The 19,416-nt window shown below is 43.7% G+C and carries 17 protein-coding genes; 8 read left to right on the top strand and 9 right to left on the bottom strand.

Features of this window, described 5'->3' with window-relative positions:
- Positions 1-207: 207 nt before the first annotated feature.
- Complete coding sequence (gene rcnR, locus R7E47_RS02735) at positions 208-480, bottom strand: Ni(II)/Co(II)-binding transcriptional repressor RcnR (protein WP_005375370.1); 273 nt, start codon at positions 478-480, stop codon at positions 208-210.
- 135 nt (positions 481-615) lie between these two features.
- Here rcnR and R7E47_RS02740 point away from each other — a divergent pair, with 135 nt between their 5' ends.
- Together R7E47_RS02740 and R7E47_RS02745 are read left to right on the top strand one after the other, a co-directional pair.
- Positions 616-1,692: a nickel/cobalt efflux protein RcnA gene (locus R7E47_RS02740; RefSeq protein ID WP_115386755.1), complete on the top strand. Its 1,077-nt coding sequence runs from the start codon at positions 616-618 to the stop codon at positions 1,690-1,692.
- A 550-nt stretch (positions 1,693-2,242) separates the two neighbouring features.
- A complete protein-coding gene (locus R7E47_RS02745; RefSeq protein WP_017635256.1) occupies positions 2,243-3,802 on the top strand; it encodes a methyl-accepting chemotaxis protein in 1,560 nt (519 codons plus the stop codon).
- Positions 3,803-3,950: 148 nt separating this feature from the next.
- Here the strand turns inward: R7E47_RS02745 and R7E47_RS02750 are convergent, their stop codons facing one another.
- Positions 3,951-4,850 (bottom strand): LysR family transcriptional regulator, encoded by a 900-nt coding sequence (locus R7E47_RS02750; protein ID WP_053303804.1) that lies wholly within the window; start codon positions 4,848-4,850, stop codon positions 3,951-3,953.
- A 141-nt stretch (positions 4,851-4,991) separates the two neighbouring features.
- On the opposite strand from R7E47_RS02750, the gene accD reads away from it, so the two are divergent.
- Positions 4,992-5,855 carry an acetyl-CoA carboxylase, carboxyltransferase subunit beta gene (gene accD / locus R7E47_RS02755; RefSeq protein WP_017821534.1) on the top strand — a complete coding sequence of 288 codons (864 nt, stop codon included), beginning with the start codon at positions 4,992-4,994 and terminating at the stop codon, positions 5,853-5,855.
- 31 nt (positions 5,856-5,886) lie between these two features.
- On the opposite strand, the gene R7E47_RS02760 is transcribed toward accD, so the two are convergent.
- On the bottom strand, positions 5,887-6,864 hold the full coding sequence (locus R7E47_RS02760; RefSeq protein ID WP_053303803.1) for a hypothetical protein: 978 nt from the start codon (positions 6,862-6,864) through the stop codon (positions 5,887-5,889).
- A gap of 448 nt (positions 6,865-7,312) precedes the next feature.
- Here R7E47_RS02760 and R7E47_RS02765 point away from each other — a divergent pair, with 448 nt between their 5' ends.
- Both R7E47_RS02765 and R7E47_RS02770 read left to right on the top strand, forming a co-directional pair.
- Complete coding sequence (locus R7E47_RS02765; protein WP_005385091.1) at positions 7,313-9,739, top strand: M9 family metallopeptidase; 2,427 nt, start codon at positions 7,313-7,315, stop codon at positions 9,737-9,739.
- A 282-nt stretch (positions 9,740-10,021) separates the two neighbouring features.
- A complete protein-coding gene (locus R7E47_RS02770) occupies positions 10,022-10,252 on the top strand; it encodes a PAS factor family protein (protein ID WP_005375384.1) in 231 nt (76 codons plus the stop codon).
- 77 nt (positions 10,253-10,329) lie between these two features.
- On the opposite strand, the gene R7E47_RS02775 is transcribed toward R7E47_RS02770, so the two are convergent.
- Together R7E47_RS02775 and R7E47_RS02780 are read right to left on the bottom strand one after the other, a co-directional pair.
- Positions 10,330-10,707, bottom strand: coding sequence for a carboxymuconolactone decarboxylase family protein (locus R7E47_RS02775; protein ID WP_033906793.1), 378 nt, complete (start codon positions 10,705-10,707; stop codon positions 10,330-10,332).
- A 58-nt stretch (positions 10,708-10,765) separates the two neighbouring features.
- Positions 10,766-11,122 (bottom strand): MerR family transcriptional regulator, encoded by a 357-nt coding sequence (locus tag R7E47_RS02780; RefSeq protein WP_005375386.1) that lies wholly within the window; start codon positions 11,120-11,122, stop codon positions 10,766-10,768.
- 519 nt (positions 11,123-11,641) lie between these two features.
- On the opposite strand from R7E47_RS02780, the gene R7E47_RS02785 reads away from it, so the two are divergent.
- Positions 11,642-12,991, top strand: a complete 1,350-nt coding sequence (locus tag R7E47_RS02785; protein ID WP_033906794.1) for an alpha-amylase family protein — start codon at positions 11,642-11,644, stop codon at positions 12,989-12,991.
- A 108-nt stretch (positions 12,992-13,099) separates the two neighbouring features.
- Here the strand turns inward: R7E47_RS02785 and R7E47_RS02790 are convergent, their stop codons facing one another.
- Entirely contained in the window at positions 13,100-13,393 is a 294-nt protein-coding gene (locus R7E47_RS02790) for an ArsR/SmtB family transcription factor (protein ID WP_005375388.1), read from the bottom strand.
- A 245-nt stretch (positions 13,394-13,638) separates the two neighbouring features.
- On the opposite strand from R7E47_RS02790, the gene R7E47_RS02795 reads away from it, so the two are divergent.
- On the top strand, positions 13,639-13,932 hold the full coding sequence (locus R7E47_RS02795; RefSeq protein ID WP_005375389.1) for a hypothetical protein: 294 nt from the start codon (positions 13,639-13,641) through the stop codon (positions 13,930-13,932).
- Positions 13,933-14,024: 92 nt separating this feature from the next.
- Here the strand turns inward: R7E47_RS02795 and R7E47_RS02800 are convergent, their stop codons facing one another.
- The 3 genes from R7E47_RS02800 to R7E47_RS02810 form a co-directional block, all read right to left on the bottom strand.
- Positions 14,025-15,989, bottom strand: a complete 1,965-nt coding sequence (locus R7E47_RS02800) for a monovalent cation:proton antiporter-2 (CPA2) family protein (RefSeq protein WP_005375390.1) — start codon at positions 15,987-15,989, stop codon at positions 14,025-14,027.
- Positions 15,986-16,603 (bottom strand): NAD(P)H-dependent oxidoreductase, encoded by a 618-nt coding sequence (locus tag R7E47_RS02805; protein ID WP_005375391.1) that lies wholly within the window; start codon positions 16,601-16,603, stop codon positions 15,986-15,988. The genes R7E47_RS02800 and R7E47_RS02805 overlap by 4 nt, the downstream gene beginning before the upstream one ends.
- A gap of 166 nt (positions 16,604-16,769) precedes the next feature.
- Positions 16,770-17,195, bottom strand: coding sequence for a universal stress protein (locus tag R7E47_RS02810; RefSeq protein ID WP_005375398.1), 426 nt, complete (start codon positions 17,193-17,195; stop codon positions 16,770-16,772).
- Positions 17,196-17,640: 445 nt separating this feature from the next.
- Between R7E47_RS02810 and R7E47_RS02815 the strand changes: the two genes are divergently transcribed.
- Positions 17,641-19,212 carry an ATP-binding cassette domain-containing protein gene (locus R7E47_RS02815; protein ID WP_258483890.1) on the top strand — a complete coding sequence of 524 codons (1,572 nt, stop codon included), beginning with the start codon at positions 17,641-17,643 and terminating at the stop codon, positions 19,210-19,212.
- The last annotated feature ends 204 nt before the right edge of the window (positions 19,213-19,416 follow it).

The raw sequence follows: 19,416 nt of genomic DNA on the forward strand, positions 1-19,416 counted from the left end.
TGGTTTAGAGATTGTTAATAATATGAATGGCCCTATGTTTGGGCCGTTTTAGTTCTTATAAATAAACTATTTAAATTGAACCGATATAGGTTCCGTTTTCAACTTAATCAATATGAAATGGAATTGTTATTTCCCGCTTAGTAAGCGATTACCTATAAAGGATATATTCGAGTTTAACCCTAGTGACTTTACTCTAGCGAAGTAGGGTTACTTTATATAAGAGTCCAGTACTTTTAATACGACTTCCATATCTTTTTCACGTTGAGTTTTATCTTCCTCAAGTACAACGTGCTCAAGTAAGTGACCTTTAATTACTTCTCGCATCAAACCATTTACTGCTCCCCGAATAGCGGCAATCTGCTGCAACACATCTTGGCATTCATGCTCTTCTTCCAGCATTTTTTTAAGTCCATTCACCTGACCCTGTATTTTACTGACTCGAGTGTTGAGCTTCTTTTGATCTCTGGTTGTATGCGACATGTCTTATCTTCTTTAAGTTACGGGCCGAGTTATTCTAACTGATAATGTAGCACTCAATTTATACTGGGGGGTAGTATTTAATACTAGGGGGGAGTATAGTTTGCGATAAATTAGAATCAACAACAGAGAACAACAATGGATTTTGTCGCGTTACTACAACAAGGTAATGGGTGGTTCTTTATTCCCAGTGCCATTTTGCTTGGCGCTTTGCATGGTTTAGAACCTGGGCACTCTAAAACGATGATGGCGGCGTTCATTGTCGCTGTGAAAGGAACGGTCAAACAAGCCGTGATGCTGGGTTTAGCTGCCACACTTTCTCACACTGCAATTGTATGGTTAATCGCTGTTGGCGGGATGTATATTAGCCAGAAATTCACCGCTGAAGCGGCTGAACCATGGATGCAACTTATCTCTGGGGTCATTATCGTGACAACCGGCGTATGGATGTTTTGGCGGACATGGAGCGATGAGCGAGCTTGGAACGAAGCTCAGGATCATGCTCGCGACTGGACGACGCAAGTTGTGGATACAGGACATGGGCATGTTTCGCTTTCGATTACACAGGAAGGGGAGCATCACCGTTTCCAATTGCGAACACTCAGCGGTAAACCTTCAACTGCTGAAGGTATCAAGGTTTCGGTATCGAGTGATGGTTATCAACCTGCTGATATCTATCACTTTATAGAGCGTGATGGATACTTGGAATCGGCGTCTTGCATTGAAGTCTCTAATGGACTTTCTGTCACTTTGATCATCGGGCACCATGATCATACCCATGACTTTGATGTACATTTCCGTCCTGGTTCTCATTTAGAAAGCGAAGATAAGGAATATCAAGATGCTCACGAGCGCGCTCACGCTTTAGACATTCAAAAGCGCTTTGAGAATCGAGACGTGACGAATGGGCAAATTCTGCTGTTTGGATTAACGGGCGGTTTGATTCCATGCCCTGCTGCGGTAACGGTTTTGCTTATCTGTTTGCAGCTTAAGGCAATGACTCTTGGTGCGACTTTAGTTGTGTCATTCAGTATTGGCTTAGCCTTGACTCTGGTTGCTGTTGGCGTTGTGGCAGCAGTGGGCGTGCAAAAAGCGACATCTAAATGGAGCGGTTTGAATGATGTTGCACGTCGAGCTCCTTACTTATCGGGCGTCTTGATCAGTGCAGTTGGTTTATACATGGGTATGCATGGATACATATCGCTGACGAGCTAAACTCTGTGGTAAAGATTTTTTTCCTTTCTTTTTTTATGGGCAATGGCTTCATGCCTTGGTTTGCATATTTTGCTGCCGATTCTTGATTGAGAATTACTCGATCTGACATCGCTGCCATATCTACAAACCAAGTCATTCTCGCTTCACCAAACATCTCGTATTACAACCGCTGCGATTGTGGCTCTAATATCTGAACCTGAGATACTAAATGATAAAACGGGAGCACTGACCACAGCGCTCCCGACGGTCAAAACGCTAATTAGAAGTCTTTTCTTTAATGTTCGATACCAATTTGGTCGCATAGTTAAATTTAACTATGCAAACGTTTCCTTTTGCGTACTCGTCCCTTCGCCAAACCTCGTAGAAATGTGACGTTTTGAAGACTTTTTTTCCTTCTGTCTAAAGTAATCGGGAACCAAGCAGATACATAGTTATAAAGTTATGTCTTGCTCTGCCAAACAGACCCAAAATGCAGTTTGGTTGGTTTTGGAGAAGAAAGGCTTAGCGCTCGATTAATGAGCATCAATTGAATTGTATTGAGACAATTATAATGAAAAGAATCATCTTATTAGCAGTCTGCGCCATGTTTGGTATTGCTGTCGTGGCGAGTATGGCATCAACGTACCTAATTTCGAGTCAGAAAATCGATGACATCATCTTAAACAAATCCCAAGTTCAAGCTGAGTTTCTAGCGGGAAATGCGAGTTATATTTTGGAGAACTCAGCCAATCCAATGCAAGATTTACAATCGCTTGTTGAGGGGCTGAAACAACGTTCAGACGTGAGTTATGCCGTTGTAATTGACCGTAACGTAACGGCAGTAGCCCACAGTGATAAGCACAAGCTGAACAAAACCTATAACGATGAATATACTGTTGAAGGCGCGACGAGAGGTGTTCAACAGTACTCAAAGTGGTATGCCGATGTCCAGAAAGTATGGGTGTTTGACATCATGGCACCAATTTATGTGGATGGTCAGTTATACGGTACTTTTGATATTGGTATTCCTATTACCGAAGTGAGCCAAGCGACGAATGGAATTATTACTTACCAGTTGATCTCTATGGTGGCGATCTTCGTTATGTGTGTTTTGATTCTGTCACTTCTGCTAAATAAACTGATGAGACCGCTTTCTGCGCTTAAAGACGCTCTACAAGACATCTCAAAAGGAGACGGAGACTTAACCGTTCGTTTGCCAGCGAAAGGTAATGACGAAGTCGCGCAAATTTCTTCTGCTTTCAACGTTTTTGTTGGGAAAGTACATGAGATTATTACACAAGTTGTAAATACTGGTGTGGAGCTTAATAGTTCAGCTGTCGCTTTGCGTGGGCAATCTCAGCAAGCGCTCACAAGAGGGCAAGAGCAGAACGAGCAAACCATGCTGGTTGTCACATCCATGAACGAAATGATTGCGACGGTCAATGAAATTGCCTCCAATGCTGCCGGAGCGGCAAATGCTGCGAGTGCAGCAAGTAATGAAGCGCAAGATGGCTACACGACGCTAGAAAGAACCAAAACGGCGATGACTAATCTTGAAAACGAGATGAACAGCACTTCCAACATTATCGTGAGTCTTGCTGAAAATACTCAGTCGATTGGTAGTATTCTAGAGGTGATTAGAGGTATTTCGGAGCAAACCAATCTATTGGCTCTCAATGCGGCTATCGAAGCTGCACGCGCTGGTGATGCCGGCCGAGGTTTTGCAGTAGTCGCTGATGAAGTTCGCAACCTAGCGACTAAAACGGCTCATTCTACCGATGAAATTGACAATATGATTCACCAGCTACAAACTGAAGCTCAAAGTGCGGTGAATTCAATGAGTAATAGTAAGACTCTTATTGAAGAAGGAACGGCAGAAACTGAGTTAGCTCGACAGGCTTTAGAAGCAATAGCTGCACAAGTGACGACTATTTCAGATATCAATACTCAAGTAGCAACCGCAACAGAACAGCAATCAACGGTAGCAAACGAAATTAATATGAACATGGATACCGTCAGCCACTCAGTGAAAAGTGCGCTAACGGCGAGTGAGCAACTAGAAGAATCAAGTCAACAACTCGCGGAGCTATCGCGAACACTCGATCGTCACGTGGGAGCGTTTAGAATCTAAACGCCAACTGACCCTCTTTAATAAAAAGCCAGTAAATGTTAATTGCTGGCTTTTTTATTTGAAAAAATCGAGTCTCAAATCGCTTAGCGGTGTCTGTCCTTTCTAAACGATAAAACAAAATATGATAAATTAGTTGAGTAAAGCTTAGCTAAGCGTTAAGTTTCGCATTTTGCTTTAAATGTTCAACAAATATAGATATTTTCTTAGCTACATGTTTTCTAGACGAGTAAAAGGCGTAAAGCACTAAATCCTCAGGTTCGTACTCTAGAGTGACGATTTCTAGCTCACCATTTTTGATCTCATTTTGGCATGACTCAATTGGCAATATTGCGTATCCAAGCCCTGATAACGCGCCATATCTGGCGAGATGACCGCTGTTTACTTTGAATGAAGATTGCACAGTTTGAGTAATATGGCCCCCAACAGGGTTTCTGAATACCCATGGTGCACCATTTACTGCGGTAAGCGTCGTGATGCAGGGAACATGACTTAGATCCGTAATTTTGTAAGGGGTGGCGTATTTCTCAATTAGTTGAGGCGCGGCTAAAATGGCACTGGGCCAGCGTTTTATCTCTCTCGCCACCCAGTTACTGTCTGACAAAGTCCCTCTATGAAAACTCAAAATGACATCAAAGCTGTCAATAACATCATCTTTAGGGTTTAGCGTTGTATCGCAAGACAAAGAGATTGACGGGTATTGCGTGCAAAAGGTGACAACCGCTTTGGCCAGTACAGGTGTGTCTGGCATAAGAATTCGCAGTTTCCCTGTTACCGTGTGTGAGTGGCGCGTTACCGTTTCTAGTGCGGCGTTGAGTTGCTCCAATAACGGATGAGTGCTGCTATAGAGCTCTTCTCCAGCTTCGGTAGGCGTCATTCGCCTTGTTGTTCTATTGAACAACCTAATGTTTAACTTTTCTTCAAGCAGGGCAATGTGTCGGCTGATATTTGATGTTGGTATGTTCAAACACTCAGCGGCTCGCTTAAAGCTGTTGTTCTCATAAACACAGTGAAAACTTTTTAACCAGATTTGGTCAACGTTATCAAACATTTCATTATCCCACTTTATTGGATTATCAAGCCAGCATATCGCACTTTATCTCTGTACTAAGTTACATACAATTTTATTTACAAGTTTAAGCGAACAAACAACGAGATATCGCGCTAGAACGTAATCAATAGTGGTGAATTTATGAGCTGGTTAGAACGGTTATTTGAGAATAAAAATATAATAGGTTCGCGCAAAGCGTCTATCCCTGAGGGCGTTTGGACAAAGTGTCCTGAGTGTGAACAAATACTTTATCGTGCCGCGTTAAAAGAAAATTTGGAAGTATGCCCTAAATGCTCATATCACATGAGAATGGCTGCGCGTCAAAGGTTGATCTCTTTTCTGGACCATGGAACACAACAAGAGTTGGCAAGTGAGTTGGAGCCACAAGATATTTTGGGTTTTAAAGACTTAAAGCGATATAAAGAGCGAATTGCTTTAGCACAGAAAACGACTGGAGAAAAAGATGCGTTGGTGGTGATGGAGGGCAAGTTATTGGGGCTGCCTGTTGTTGCGTGTGCATTCGAATTCTCTTTCATGGCAGGCTCGATGGGCGCAGTGGTTGGCGAGAAGTTTGTCCGAGCAGTTGAAAGCGCAATTAATACAAAATCTGGGTTAGTATGTTTTTCCGCTTGCGGAGGGGCGCGCATGCAAGAGTCTTTGGTGGCACTCATGCAAATGTCAAAAACCAGCGCCGCGTTAAACCACTTATCTGAGCACAGATTACCCTATATCTCAGTATTGACGGACCAAACTTATGGTGGCGTCTCGGCGAGTTTAGCCATGTTAGGAGACATCAATATTGGTGAACCTAAAGCAAGTATTGGCTTTGCGGGAAGACGGGTCATTGAGCAAACGGTACGTGAAAAGCTACCAGACGAGTTTCAGCGAAGTGAATTTTTACTAGCGCATGGTGCGCTAGATATGATTGTCGATAGACGTGAAATGCGCGATCGCGTTGGCCGCTTACTGGCTAAGTTAACCAACGCGAGGGTGGTCTCAGAATAGGTTGTATTAAAGTTAGACTTAGTACTTGCGTTTATTGAGCCGTAATCATTACAAACCGTTCATTTTGCCCCCATCTTGGTTCCGCATTCATTAGGCTGAGATCCAACGCCGTTTGGTATGGGTCAACAGCAAAATGGTCGCTTACTAACCCCCAGAGCATCCAGTTGATTGCGGTTTCATTCTCGGTAAGCTCTTCGAGTGGCGCTTGGAGGAAAAAGTACTCATCTTCGCCATCGTAACCGAGCCGATCATAGATAATGTTGCGTAGCTCTCGATCCAAATCATGTTGGAGGTTGATTGAGTCGTACAGTTGCTCTTCTGTTGGGCCATTCTCATGGTGATAAACATTGCGTTTTGACTCTTTGTGTAAAGTACCTGCGCCAGTTTCAATGCTTACTTTCTTTTGCGAGTGTTGCTCAAGAACTTGAATGATTTCATCCTCTAGTTGATCGAGTTTACTCAGCAAAACTTGATTGTTTATGTCACCAGCGGGGGAGGCCATCGTTTGGAAGGCTTTCACTCTCTCGTAGACTGCTTTCCCGTGAGGAAGGGCTGCAAAACACTGTTCTTGGAGCGCTTCATTGGCTTGCCAAATGCCCGAGTAGAGCTCGTAATCATGTGTATATGGTGGAAGCTCTTCAGTATCTTCCCCTAATAATTCTCGCCAGCGCTTTTGCCACTGTTCTTCTTTTGCGTGTTTTACACGCGCGTATTGCTTAACCCAGCGGTTACGAAGTTTTACCCCAAAAATGGCAAGTCCCCATGGAGCGAGCAAATAAAAATAATAGTGAGAAGAGTTATCCCAAAAGTAACCGTAAACGTAAACACCAAAAGCAAGCACCCAAGTTCCAATAGTACAAGCAATAACCCCGGACATTATTGATGATTGGCGCTTTGTTTCTCTTAATGTATTACCTTCAGCACATAACCAAAAAATGCCGCCAAAAACAAAGGCAAACGTTGTCATGAAGTAGGCAATCCCCGCTCCCAAAAATCCCCAAAGTGACATGTATTATCCCTAGCCAAATATCTGCTTTATTCACTCATCAATGACTCGAGGAGTAAATGTGTTTGATTTGGCGGAGAATTTACCATTAATGCCAACTTTTTGATATGCACTCTGTGACTTATTGGGAATGAGTCACAAATAAAAATAGATGGTATCAAGCATCAAAATTTAATTTAGAACCTTTGATTGTCGTGAACTCTATCTGGAAGAGTTAAGGGGGGCGTTTAAGGGCAATTTTCCTCATAAAGTCGTTATTTAGAAAAAGGTAAATTAATGTTTTTATTGATAATTGTGAGTTTTTTTGGAGTGGGATTGCTCCCATTTAATTAGAGTAAAAGACCTATTTTTGGGAGCGGTTTCATAAATTTTATGATACTGATTTCACTGTTTGAGCTGTAAAGAATATAAATCCCCACTCAATGTATGTTAATAATCAATGAGTGTTGTTATGTCTCATATCCGTTTTTTCCCGCGCCATCGTTTGGCGCTTGCTTGTATGCTAGCGAGTGTGTCTGGCTTCTCTTTTGCACAAAATCAGTGTGCTGTTGCTGATTTACAACAATCGCGAGATCTGGCTACTGCCGTTTCTGGTGCTGAGTATGATTGCTACCACGCTTGGTTTTCAGCACCTTCAGAAACGCTGAATGATATCTATAGTGAAGCGAGCCTAAGCCGTATCCAAGTCGCGCTGGATCAAGAAATCGCTCGCTATCGTGGTGAAGCAGATCAAGCTCGTATTCTAGAGAACCTAGGCGAATTTATTCGAGCGGCCTACTACGTTCGCTACAACGCTGGTACTGGTACACCTGAGTTTTCGCAAGCGTTGAGTCAGCGTTTTGCTCAGTCGACGAACCTATTCCTAAACAACCCTCATGCTTTGGATCAAGGTCGTGAACAAGTTGGTGCAATGAAGAGCCTGACTTTGATGGTTGATAACGTTAAGCAGTTGCCGCTGACCATGGATAGCATGATGGCCGCGTTGATGCACTTTAATCGTGAAACCGCGCAGGACACGCAATGGGTCGATGGTTTAAACAACTTGTTCCGCTCTATGGCAGGCCATGCGGCGAACGATGCGTTCTACCGATACATGGCAAACAATACACACCATATTGATACGTTGGTGAAATTCGCATCTGATAATGCTTGGGCATTAGATACGGATGCAAGCTTTATCGTTTTCAATGCATTACGTGAAACTGGTCGTTTGCTCGCAAGCCCAGATCAGGAGACCAAACGCAAAGCATTGGCAGTAATGCAACAGGTGATGCAGCGTTATCCACTGGGTAGTGAGCATGACAAACTATGGCTTGCTGCCGTTGAAATGATGAGCTACTACGCACCAGAAGGCCTAAATGGTCTGAATATTGAGCAAGCCAAGCAAGATTTAGCTGCACGTGTAATGCCAAATCGTTTTGAATGTCAGGGACCTGCCATTATTCGCTCTGAAGATCTGACCGATGCTCAAGCAGCGAAAGCGTGTGAAGTGCTAGCGGCAAAAGAAGCCGACTTCCATCGAGTTGCGAATACGGGTAATCAACCTGTCGCTGATGATTTGAATGATCGTGTTGAAGTGGCGGTATTCGCGAGTAACGCTAGTTACGTTGATTACTCTTCATTCCTATTTGGTAATACAACGGACAACGGTGGTCAGTACCTAGAAGGTGACCCTTCAAAAGCGGACAATACTGCGCGTTTCGTCGCTTATCGCTACGCGAATGGTGAAGATCTCTCTATCTTGAACCTAGAACATGAATACACGCACTATTTAGATGCACGATTTAACCAATACGGTTCGTTCAGCGATAACTTGGCTCATGGTCATATTGTTTGGTGGCTAGAAGGTTTTGCTGAATACATGCATTACAAGCAAGGTTACCAAGCTGCGATTGAGCTGATTGCAGATGGTAAACTGAGCCTTTCCACTGTGTTTGATACCACGTACTCTCACGATACCAATCGTATCTATCGTTGGGGTTATCTAGCTGTTCGATTCATGTTAGAAAATCATCCACAAGACGTCGAAAGCTTGTTGGCATTGTCGCGCTCTGGCCAGTTCGAACAATGGGCACAGCAGGTGACGTCTTTAGGTCAACAATACGATGCTGAGTTTGAACGTTGGTTGGACACATTAAAAGTGGAACCTGAGCAACCTGGTACAGACCCAGAAGAACCAACAGAACCAACAAGCCCTGAAGCAAAAGTGACTGAATTGACGGCGAACCAAAGCCTTCAGCTCAGTGGCGAAGCATACAGCGAAAAACTGTTCTACGTTGATGTTCCAGCCAACACCGTTAACTTCAATGTATCTATTGAGGGTGCGGGTGATGCGGATCTTTACATGAGCTACAACAAAGTCGCGCATTACTATGATTTCGAAATGAGTCAATATGCTGATGGCAGCAATGAAGAGATTGTGTTTGAACCAGAGCAAGATGGTTACGTTAAAGCGGGTCGTTACTACATCAGCTTAACTGGACGTGATAGCTATGACTCAGTGAATCTTGTGGCTGCGTTAGAAGTGGAAGCGCAAACACCGCCAACCCAAGTGCAAGATGATTTAGCACCTGTGGTATTAGAGTCTGGTGAAGCCAAAATGCTTACCGTTCACAAGCAGCGTTATGCAGCAGTTTATGTGCCTGAAGGTGTTGAAGAGGTTCGTGTATGGCTAACGGCTCACTCTCAAACTGGTAATGTCGATCTATACGCGAGTAGGGAGCATTGGCCTACAGTAGAGCAGCACGAGTATGCGTCCAACTATGCAGGCAGCAATGAATACCTTGCGATTCCTATGACTGAAGCAGGGTACGTGCACTTCGCTCTTCAGGCTCCAGAGCAAGGCGATGACGTTGAAATGCTAGTGCACTTCAACTAAAAAAATTCGATTAACTAAAGTCGAGATAAAACGTCGCTGATACAGCGACGTTTTTGTTTATATCGGACACGATTATAAACAAACAGCGGCGAATGCTAGTTAATCGGCTGATCTATCGAGTTATCAGTTGCCCTTTTTCTAAACGACTTTAAGTTTGTATTGCAATTTACCGAGTACATAAACTTTTTTAGCGACGCGTTCTGTGACCTAGCTTCTGATTTGTGCTTCCCAAATGGATACAATATATATGCACCCCGTGCAATAAAGTGAAAAGGGAAAGACATGAAAACGCTTATTTATGAAACGTTGATTAGCCTTGCTAACCAAGAACCAGAACAACATGCAAGAATCCGACAAAATCTCTATGAACAGTTGGATCTGCCGTTCGATAAGCAGCTGGCTTTGTATTCTTGTGCCCTTGGTCCTGCAAGTTCAGGCAAGTTGGAGAGCAGTCAAGGCATTAACAACGCGGTAGATTGCGCGGTTAAACTGCTTGAAACTCCTGAGCGCTAATTCACTCGTTGTTTTAATCGCGGCCCGAACCCCAAGGGCCGTTTTTAATTGCGGTTAAATTGATTTCAACGTCGTTATTACTCTGCTCTTTCCGCTAGCACTTCTTTGAATGCAAACATGCCGTTTAATGCCGTGGGAAAACCTGCGTAGACGGACATCTGCAAAATGATCTCTTTAATCTCATCCTCGCTACAGCCTACATTCAGCGCTGCATTTAAGTGCACTTTTAGTTGCGGCGCGCAATTCCCCATTGCCGTTAGCGCGGCGACGGTTGCGATTTCTCTCGATTTTAGGTCTAAGCCCGGGCGAGCATAAATATCGCCAAACGGATACTCAATGGTGTACTGAGCTAAATCTGGACAAATATCTTGTAAGGTTTCGATGACATTATGACCAGCGTCGCCATCAATTTGAGAGAGTAGTTCTAATCCTTTGTTAAAGCGTGATTGTTCCATCGGTATGTTCCTAGTGAATAAACGTAAACACACCTTAATCGTTAGAGTTAACTCTAAGTCAACGAACTTTTCCGCTTTTATACAAGGCAATTTTTTCTTCTAGAGCCGATAAGTGCTTTTTCTGTTGCTCAATGTGGCGTTTGAGGTTTTCTTGGTGTTGTTCTAACAGGGCTTGACGTTGTGGTACAGATTGAGAGCCGACTTCCCTTAATTTGGCATACTCTAGAATCTCTTCAAGTGGCATTGCAGTTTCTTTTAAACGCTTAACAAAGCTTATCCAGTTTAGATCTTTCGAACTATACATTCGATGTCCACTCGCGTTTCTATGGACATGTTTAAGTAAACCGATTTTTTCATAGTATCGAAGAGTATGAGCAGATAGCCCGACGAGGTCAGAAAATTCTTTGATATTCATTATTATCCTCCAAGGTAGAGCATACCCCATAGAGATAAGCTAAGTTTCGCATTTTGAAGTCATTTCGGGACAGATACAAACAGAAATCTTTAGTCTTTTAACGCTAGGTATGGTGATTTACTGGATTTTTGAAACGCGCCAAACGTGATCCATCTGCCAGTTTCGTTTTATTAACAATTGTTACTCAACGGGTTGGCTTGGCTATTTTTATCCTTTGGGCCTATTTTAGGGCGTACGTAGGTCTTATATTTTATCTTTTTCAATTGAAATTTTTGTTAAATAAAACAATGACTTAGTGTTTTGTTGGGCTGTTTGGGGTGTATGTTGTGTGCCCGTTATTCACTCAGAACGATTTATCGCTGTGCAATGGATGAGTCGCTACGCCTTCGATTTCAGCCTTGAGTTAGTGCTAAAAGGGTGAGTGCCTCTGATGAATAGCTTTTATAATTTCGATTATTGAATTCACTCACAAAAAAATGCAAACAAGTAATCGTGAGTGGAAACGAGCAGGAGAACAACATGAGTGGCTCACAGGAAACACAATCATTCGGTGCAAACGTTATCTTACATGCGTTTGATTGGAAGTATGCTGACATTGCCCAACGAGCAAAAGAAATCCGCGAGCTTGGTTATGGCTCTGTGTTGGTTTCGCCACCAATGAAAAGCGCACACGATGAGCGCTGGTGGCAGCGTTATCAACCACAAGATTATCGTGTTATCGATAATGCCTTGGGTGATACCAAAGATTTTATTCATATGGTTCGTGAACTGGAGCAAGTTGGTGTGTGGGTTTATGCCGACGTAGTGTTTAACCATATGGCAAATGAGGCCCACCTTCGCAGAGACCTTCAGTACCCAAGACAAGAGGTCTTGGAGGAATACCAGAACGACAAACAGAAATATCAGTCGCTAGCGTTGTTTGGCGATCTATCTCAACCACTTTTTGATGAAGAGGACTTTGTTGAAGCATTCGGCATCAAAGACTGGAAAGATAAGTGGCAGGTTCAAAACGGACGTATCACCGGTGGGCCAACCGACCCTGGCTTGCCAACTCTTCGTGTTTGTGACCATGTCGTTGAACAGCAGCGAGCGTACCTAAAGGCGCTGAAAGCTATTGGTGTGAAAGGTTTTCGTATTGACGCTGCGAAACACATGACGTTAGAGCATCTTAAGCGTGTTTGGACAGACGACATCACGCGGGATGTGCATATATTTGGTGAAATTATTACCGATGGCGGTGCGACGGAAGAAGAGTATCAGCTGTTTCTTGAGCCGTATCTACAGGAAACTCGCCTAGGTGCGTACGATTTCCCTTTGTTCTCAACCATGTTTAAGGCGTTTGCTAAAAAGGGCAGCTTCAAGTCTCTGATTGATCCCTATTGTTTTGGTCAGGCTCTGTCCCCCGGTCGTGCGATTACATTTGCTATCACACATGATATTCCTAACAATGATGTCTTTCTTGATCTCATCATGGACGAGGAAAATGAATGGTTAGCTTATGCCTATATTCTAGGCCGAGATGGTGGTGTGCCGTTGATTTATACCGACTTAAACACCAGCGGTATTAAAGGTAAAAATGGTCAGCCAAGATGGCAAGGTGCATGGAGCGATCCGAGAATGGCAAAAATGATCCAGTTCCATAATATGACGCATGGCGAGCCGATGAGTGTTCTTGAAGGTAACGATGACATGCTCGTACTGAAGCGAGGTGACAAAGGTATTGTGGTGCTTAATAAATCACAGCGTCAACAGTCTTTGACATTAAAAATCGATGGTAATTGGGTTGATTTGATGACAGAACAAATCATTCCAACTGACGGTAAGTTAATCGTACCATCTAAGTCGTCGATGTTACTCGTCGCGAAGTAGAAGATGTACACACCGAGGTTAGCAACTTCGGTGTGTATGTTTTTCATCGTCATTCACGTTCTGCTGAAGTTCAATATAAACTCAAACTCTCTCGTTTTTGCTAGAAATTTATGAGCACTCGTTAACGCAACATTCTGCTTTTAAAAAACCAATTACGTCATCTAAGCACTGATATTCTGCAACACAAAAAAGGGTTCTACCCTCACGGCGCTGGGTGAGAAGACCGGCTGAAGCAAGGCTCGAGATATGATGAGAGAGAGTGGATGCTGGAATGCCAAGCTTTTCTTGTACGCCGCCTACCGCGATACCTTTGTATCCCGCTTTGACGACTTCTTTGTAAATACTTAAACGAGTCGGATGCCCTAACTCTTTTAGTGCTTTAGCAACGGCTTCAAGCTCCATACTGACCTCTAAAGAATGACCACAGTAATTTTGTTTCGATAATAGGGAAAGTCTCGGTAAATGCCAACTATTACGATCTCAGAACAATTTAAATCAGATGAGATTCATGCTGGCTCATGCCTTCATGACAACAATTGTCTGTTCTAATGAGACAGATCAATCTTCATTATTATTTCACGCCACGTTCAAAATCCCTCGTCTACACTCACTGTTGAGTTGTCAGTTGGCAGACCAAGGAGGCGGCCATGATTGCGGTTCATAGAGATTATTGTTTGTCTAACAGTTCGGAGTTACATGCCCACGTTAAAGTCAATCCTGTCGGTAAATTAGAAGTTGAGATTGTTGAACTTCAAGAGCGCCACACCACAGAGTTTGATGATTTGTCTTTTGAGAGTCGTGGGTGTGAAACTCGAATCTGTGGTAAAGAAGACACAACTCCGTGGCAGTTCAATCTTGCAGTTACTGATGCGTTAGAGCTTTCTCATTTAGTGGAAGAAGCAAACGAAGAGTATGAGATTTTAATGAATGATCTTATGTAATATCGAGAAGACCATTTTATCCTGCACGGCGTGTGGCTCTGTACTGAAAAAATAAAAACCTCCCAAGCGGGAGGTTTTTAATATGGAGTGCGTTATCGTTGGATAGGCTCTTCTCTTGGTGGTGTTAGCTCTTGGACGTTATCTTCATTAAAGTCATCGGCGTAACCTTTAGGTGGCGGTGTCCAACCACGTTCTGACCGCGATAGTTTGTCATGACGATCTTTTTGCATCTCTTCCGCCATTTTCTCCTCTAACTGAATAAACAGTTGTCGGAAATTGTTGTCATAGCGTTCACCTTCAGAATCATCTTCCCAAGCTTTGTAGAGTATTTCTGACTTACGTGCTTCAACACGCTTATATGTCGCCTTCTGTTGTTCAACAAAGAAGGGGTGAATGCCAAGTGCTTTCATTGTGTGACCGCCCATCTCCAATGCAGAATGGTAGGTCTCTGATTCAATAATATCAGCTCCCGCTTGACGCAAAAGATAGCCATGTCCACGGTCAAAGGCACGTGCAATCACTGTTACTTTTGGGTACGTGTGCTTAACGTACTTCACCAGTTCTACACTCGATTCTTGGTTATCAATCGCCACAACCAACGCAGCGGCGTGCTCAATGCCGGCTGTATGTAGCATATCTGGTCGAGTCGCGTCGCCAAAATAGGCGCGAGTGCCAATCTGGCGCATGTTATCGACTTGGTCAGATTGATGGTCAAGTACCACGGTAGTCACGCCGTTTGATACCAATAGACGATTCACTATTTGTCCAAAGCGGCCGATGCCGGCGATGATCACCGTGCCTGTTTCCTCAATCGTATCGCTTTCGCGTTCATTTGACTGGCTTTCAAAGCGCGGCAGAATCACTCTATCAAACAGAATAAACAAACCTGGTGTCAGGAACATCGAAATCGCAACCACTAACGCAAGAGTTTGTGAAAGTTCAAATGGGATGACGTGGTTTTGCACTGAAAAGCTTAGAAGCACAAAGCCGAATTCACCTGCTTGAGCCAAGCTTAGGGTAAACAGCCAGCGGTTGCTGCCTTTCACCCTAAATATCAGTGCAAGAATAAACAGCACCAAGGCTTTCAAAACCATCACGCCAATGGTCAATGCCATGACCAACCAGAAATCACCAAAAAGGACCGAGAAGTTGATCCCTGCGCCAACGGTAATAAAGAACAGACCTAACAATAGGCCTTTAAATGGTTCGATGTTGGATTCTAACTCGTGGCGGAATTCACTGTTCGCCAATACAACGCCAGCCAAGAAGGTTCCTAAGGCAGGAGATAAGCCCACTAAGCTCATCAGCGCAGCGATACCAATGACCAGCATGAGTGCAGTTGCGGTAAAGATTTCTCGCAAACCAGAGCTAGCCACATAATTGAGCAGAGGTCGACTTAAAAAGTGTCCACCAACGACGACGATTGCAATCGATGCTGTGATTACGATGCCGTATGCCCAGCCGGGCAACCCCGCAACGAGGCTTAATTCTTCATGGTGCGCTGCGGCTGTTTGAGCCGCGGACTGTGCCTGTTCAATTAATTCAGGTAAGGCCAATAGAGGAATGAACGCCAACATTGGTATCACTGCAATATCTTGAAAAAGCAACACGGAGAAAGCGTTTTGTCCACCTTCCGTCTTCGTTAATCCTTTTTCGCTAAAAGTTTGCAAAACAATCGCAGTAGAAGAGAGGGCGAAGATCAAACCTATGGCTAAGGCTATGGTCCAAGGCTGGTCAAAATACAAGGCAATACCCATAATCGCCGCGACGGTACCGCCGACTTGCAGACCTCCTAAGCCCATTAAGCGATTGCGCATTGCCCACAACATTTTGGGTTCGAGCTCTAAGCCAACGAGAAACAGCATCATCACCACGCCAAACTCGGCAAAGTGCTGGATTGTTGTTGTTTCTTCACCGACTAAACCGATAATTGGGCCAATGACCACACCTGCGATGAGATAGCCTAAAACGGACCCAAGTCCCAAACGCTTAGCAAGTGGGACTGCAATTACAGCAGCAATCAAATATACGAAGGCTTGTAAGAATATCCCTGTCATGAAGCCTCCTTAATGAGCTCTGGCAATGCGCTGTTAAGCTTGATTAATGACGCCGCAGCTTCAACATCCAACCTATCTTCGACTAAAGCTGTTAGCAGGCTCTTGTACCGCTCAACATGACGAGGGATTCGCCCTTCTTCATCTGCTGTACGTGCGCCAAACATCGCGAGAGGGGCAATGTAGTTCATGCCTGTCAGTGCGGACATTTGTTCAATAGGCGCAAGCAGTTGACGAATCGTAAAGTGGTTGTAGCCCTCTGCCTTATAAGCTTCTTCTTTACCCCCTGCAGACAGCACACAAAGCATGGTCTTACCTTGCAGTGCTGTGCCATCTGTACCGTAAGCAAAGCCATATTCCAAAACCAGATCTTGCCACTCTTTTAAAATTGCAGGCGTTGAATACCAATATAGTGGGAATTGGAAAATCACCACGTCATGCTCACGTAAGCGTTGCTGCTCACGGTCGATATTAATATCGAAACGAGGGTATTCGCCATAGAGATCAACACATGTCACGCCTTCAATTTTTTGAGCTTCTTTGAAAAGTGGAGTATTCACTTCTGAACGATGCTGGGAAGGATGAGCAAAGAGAATGAGTACTTTTTTATTTGCCATAGGGATCCTTGCTATCTAAATAACCATGCCCAGTAGGAGCGCGGGTTGGTTAGAAAATGTAACTCATAAATGATCGCCAAGCTAGTTTGGAAAACTGTTTAAGCTGTTTCAATATCAATAAAAAACCACCAAATAAATTGGTGGTTTTGGGAAGCGTTACGTTTTACTAATCATGAATAGGGACGACTAGAATATCCACCGGTGACTTGTTAATTAAGTGTCTGGAGTAAGAAATAATCTTGCTCCAGAAATCTTGGTGGTGACCACAAATCAGAAGATCCACTTCTTGCTCTTTAATGGTGACCTCTAATTTATCAGCCAAGTCGCCAGTACCTACGAAGAAATGTTTAAGTGGGTAATCCATGTAATCACTAAATGTTTTTAAACATTCCATTGAATGCTCATTCAACGGCCTTTGATCCGGGTTTTCTTTGATGTCTACAAGCTCACGATAGATTTCTCCGTGCGTACCATCAATATGAATAAAGGATATATCGGAGTCGAGATAGTTTGCCATTGATACCGCTCTGTCGATAAGCACGGTGCTTTCATCTGACAGTTCGAGTGCAACAAGGATATGTTTGTATTTCATAACCACGCCCTTATGTGGATTATCTTTACTCTAAGCATAGTATGGCTTGGATAAAAATTGTGTTGCTAAGATCTCGAAATTGTTCAAAGACTTGTTAAAAAGTTAATGTGATATAACAACTTACTGTGAAACTTTCTTTTTGTTCACATTTGGTTAGAAAGCTTGCTTTTTGAACAAAAAAGCGGCTACACTCTGTGCATCATTTCTCTAGGAGATTACGCCAACATGAAGAACTAAACCTGTCATCCATATTTTTACTTATTTTTTGGATCTGCAGGGTTAGTAGGCGTAGCTCACTTTCCGATATTTCTTTGCAACAAGACGACTTTTTGATTTGACGTATATCGTCGAACTTTACATAGAGCTTAATGCGTTTGTGCACGCGTTTTGTTGCAATTTCAAATCATAGCTACGGCTGTTGCCCCTGTCATACAGGAGGCAAATTATGCCAGTTTTACAAGCTTTTAATGTTAGCCATCAGTTTGATAATGGCGATACGCTATTCCAGTCTATTTCTTGTTCCATGACTAAACGACGTGTTGGTTTGGTTGGGCGCAATGGCATCGGCAAGTCGCTTTTGGCTTCCATTTTAGCGGGAGAAATTCAGCCTGCCAGCGGTGTTGTGAATGCTCCCTCTTCTTTCATGATGTATCGCCAGCAGCCGTCTGATCTGCTTTCAGGTCAGCAATCGATCGCCCAGTTTCTGGGCAAAGATGCGGTCTTGCATGCTTTAAAGCAGATTGAACAAGGTGATGTTTCTGAACATTGGTTCGAACTGGTTGGTGAGCAGTGGGATATTGAATTAAAACTCAAACAGCAGCTCGCTGCGATGGGATTACCGCAAGACCCTGATTTCTCTTGTGCTCGGCTCAGTGGTGGTCAGTTGGCACGTTTGCAGCTATGGCAGTTGTTTGAAAACGAAACGGAGCTTTTGATTCTCGATGAACCATCCAATCACCTCGATACCCAGGCGAAACAATGGCTGATAGAGTCTATGACGCATTTCAGCGGCGCGATTTTACTCATCAGTCACGATCGTGAGCTGCTGCGAGAGATGGAGGAAACTTGGGAACTCTCGGGCCTAGGCTTACAAGTTTTTGGTGGAAATTACGATGTGTACGCCGAGAAAAAACGCACTGAACTGCAAGCGATCGAGAGGCAGTTAGCGCAAGTCGATAAACAGAAAAAACGGTTAGCCGAGCAAGCCCAGAAAAATCGCGAAAAAGCAGACCAACGCGCCGCGCAAGGGAACAAACTGCGCAAAGACGGCAGTCAGCCCAAAATTTTGCTTGATGGAAAAAAGGATAGCGCGACCGCCAGCGCCTCAAATCGCAATAAGAATGAGCAACTCAGACAAGCGCATTTACAAGCCAAAGAACAGGCGTTGCAATCGCGACATGAGCAACTCAAGGCGCAAAAGCTTTATCTTACAGATAATCCGAACCGTTTGCGAAAAGTATTGTCGATACAAGAAGGTATATTACCTTTTGGGAATTCTACGCCTATCACATTGCAGATTTTTGCGAACGACAAAGCCCATCTCAAAGGGAGAAATGGCTGCGGAAAATCAACCTTGTTAAAGACGTTGCTTGGCGAGTTATCGTTGCAGAGTGGTGAGTTGCAAGTGAATACGCCTTTGTACTATCTCGACCAACATTTTGGTGCAGTGAATCCAAATCTTTCGTTACTTGAGAACGTAATGGAGAGCTGCCAAGAGATGACGGAAAGTGAAGCGAGGACCTTATTGGCCGGGATCGGTTTTCGTCGAGATGCTGTGTTTCGATTGGGGCGCCTACTGAGCGGTGGCGAGAAGATGAAGCTCGCGATGCTGATAGTCAGCCACCAAAACTCTCAGCCTTTGCTGCTGCTTGATGAGCCAGATAATCATCTCGATCTGGAGTCAAAAATAATGCTTAGTCAGGCGTTAAATGTATACAAAGGTGGATTTGTTCTGATTAGTCACGACCAAGATTTCGCTTCTGAGTCTGGGGTTTTGCGCCAAATCGAGCTGACTTAGACGAAAGAGAGTAAACGTCATCGTAGCTCTTCAGTATTGTTCCCAAGTTCTACACTTCCACTTACTAGTTTGTAGAACTGGAAGGAAATGAGGGAGTTAGGATGGCTTTCACAACTCGTTTAATGAAATTAGATTCATTTTGTCGATATATAGTAGAGTTCTGATGTATTGCACAAAAAGACAACAGAAACATAAAAAGGAATT

Origin of the sequence: Vibrio sp. Vb1026 (assembly GCF_033338745.1) — a bacterium.
GTDB classification, from domain to species: domain Bacteria; phylum Pseudomonadota; class Gammaproteobacteria; order Enterobacterales; family Vibrionaceae; genus Vibrio; species Vibrio alginolyticus.

Excerpts from the sequence above, each read along its gene's own strand:
- rcnR (WP_005375370.1), bottom strand. The coding sequence starts at position 480 with ATGTCGCATACAACCAGAGATCAAAAGAAGCTCAACACTCGAGTCAGT.
- R7E47_RS02740 (WP_115386755.1), top strand. The coding sequence starts at position 616 with ATGGATTTTGTCGCGTTACTACAACAAGGTAATGGGTGGTTCTTTATT.
- R7E47_RS02745 (WP_017635256.1), top strand. The coding sequence starts at position 2,243 with ATGAAAAGAATCATCTTATTAGCAGTCTGCGCCATGTTTGGTATTGCT.
- R7E47_RS02750 (WP_053303804.1), bottom strand. The coding sequence starts at position 4,850 with ATGTTTGATAACGTTGACCAAATCTGGTTAAAAAGTTTTCACTGTGTT.
- accD (WP_017821534.1), top strand. The coding sequence starts at position 4,992 with ATGAGCTGGTTAGAACGGTTATTTGAGAATAAAAATATAATAGGTTCG.
- R7E47_RS02760 (WP_053303803.1), bottom strand. The coding sequence starts at position 6,864 with ATGTCACTTTGGGGATTTTTGGGAGCGGGGATTGCCTACTTCATGACA.
- R7E47_RS02765 (WP_005385091.1), top strand. The coding sequence starts at position 7,313 with ATGTCTCATATCCGTTTTTTCCCGCGCCATCGTTTGGCGCTTGCTTGT.
- R7E47_RS02770 (WP_005375384.1), top strand. The coding sequence starts at position 10,022 with ATGAAAACGCTTATTTATGAAACGTTGATTAGCCTTGCTAACCAAGAA.
- R7E47_RS02775 (WP_033906793.1), bottom strand. The coding sequence starts at position 10,707 with ATGGAACAATCACGCTTTAACAAAGGATTAGAACTACTCTCTCAAATT.
- R7E47_RS02780 (WP_005375386.1), bottom strand. The coding sequence starts at position 11,122 with ATGAATATCAAAGAATTTTCTGACCTCGTCGGGCTATCTGCTCATACT.
- R7E47_RS02785 (WP_033906794.1), top strand. The coding sequence starts at position 11,642 with ATGAGTGGCTCACAGGAAACACAATCATTCGGTGCAAACGTTATCTTA.
- R7E47_RS02790 (WP_005375388.1), bottom strand. The coding sequence starts at position 13,393 with ATGGAGCTTGAAGCCGTTGCTAAAGCACTAAAAGAGTTAGGGCATCCG.
- R7E47_RS02795 (WP_005375389.1), top strand. The coding sequence starts at position 13,639 with ATGATTGCGGTTCATAGAGATTATTGTTTGTCTAACAGTTCGGAGTTA.
- R7E47_RS02800 (WP_005375390.1), bottom strand. The coding sequence starts at position 15,989 with ATGACAGGGATATTCTTACAAGCCTTCGTATATTTGATTGCTGCTGTA.
- R7E47_RS02805 (WP_005375391.1), bottom strand. The coding sequence starts at position 16,603 with ATGGCAAATAAAAAAGTACTCATTCTCTTTGCTCATCCTTCCCAGCAT.
- R7E47_RS02810 (WP_005375398.1), bottom strand. The coding sequence starts at position 17,195 with ATGAAATACAAACATATCCTTGTTGCACTCGAACTGTCAGATGAAAGC.
- R7E47_RS02815 (WP_258483890.1), top strand. The coding sequence starts at position 17,641 with ATGCCAGTTTTACAAGCTTTTAATGTTAGCCATCAGTTTGATAATGGC.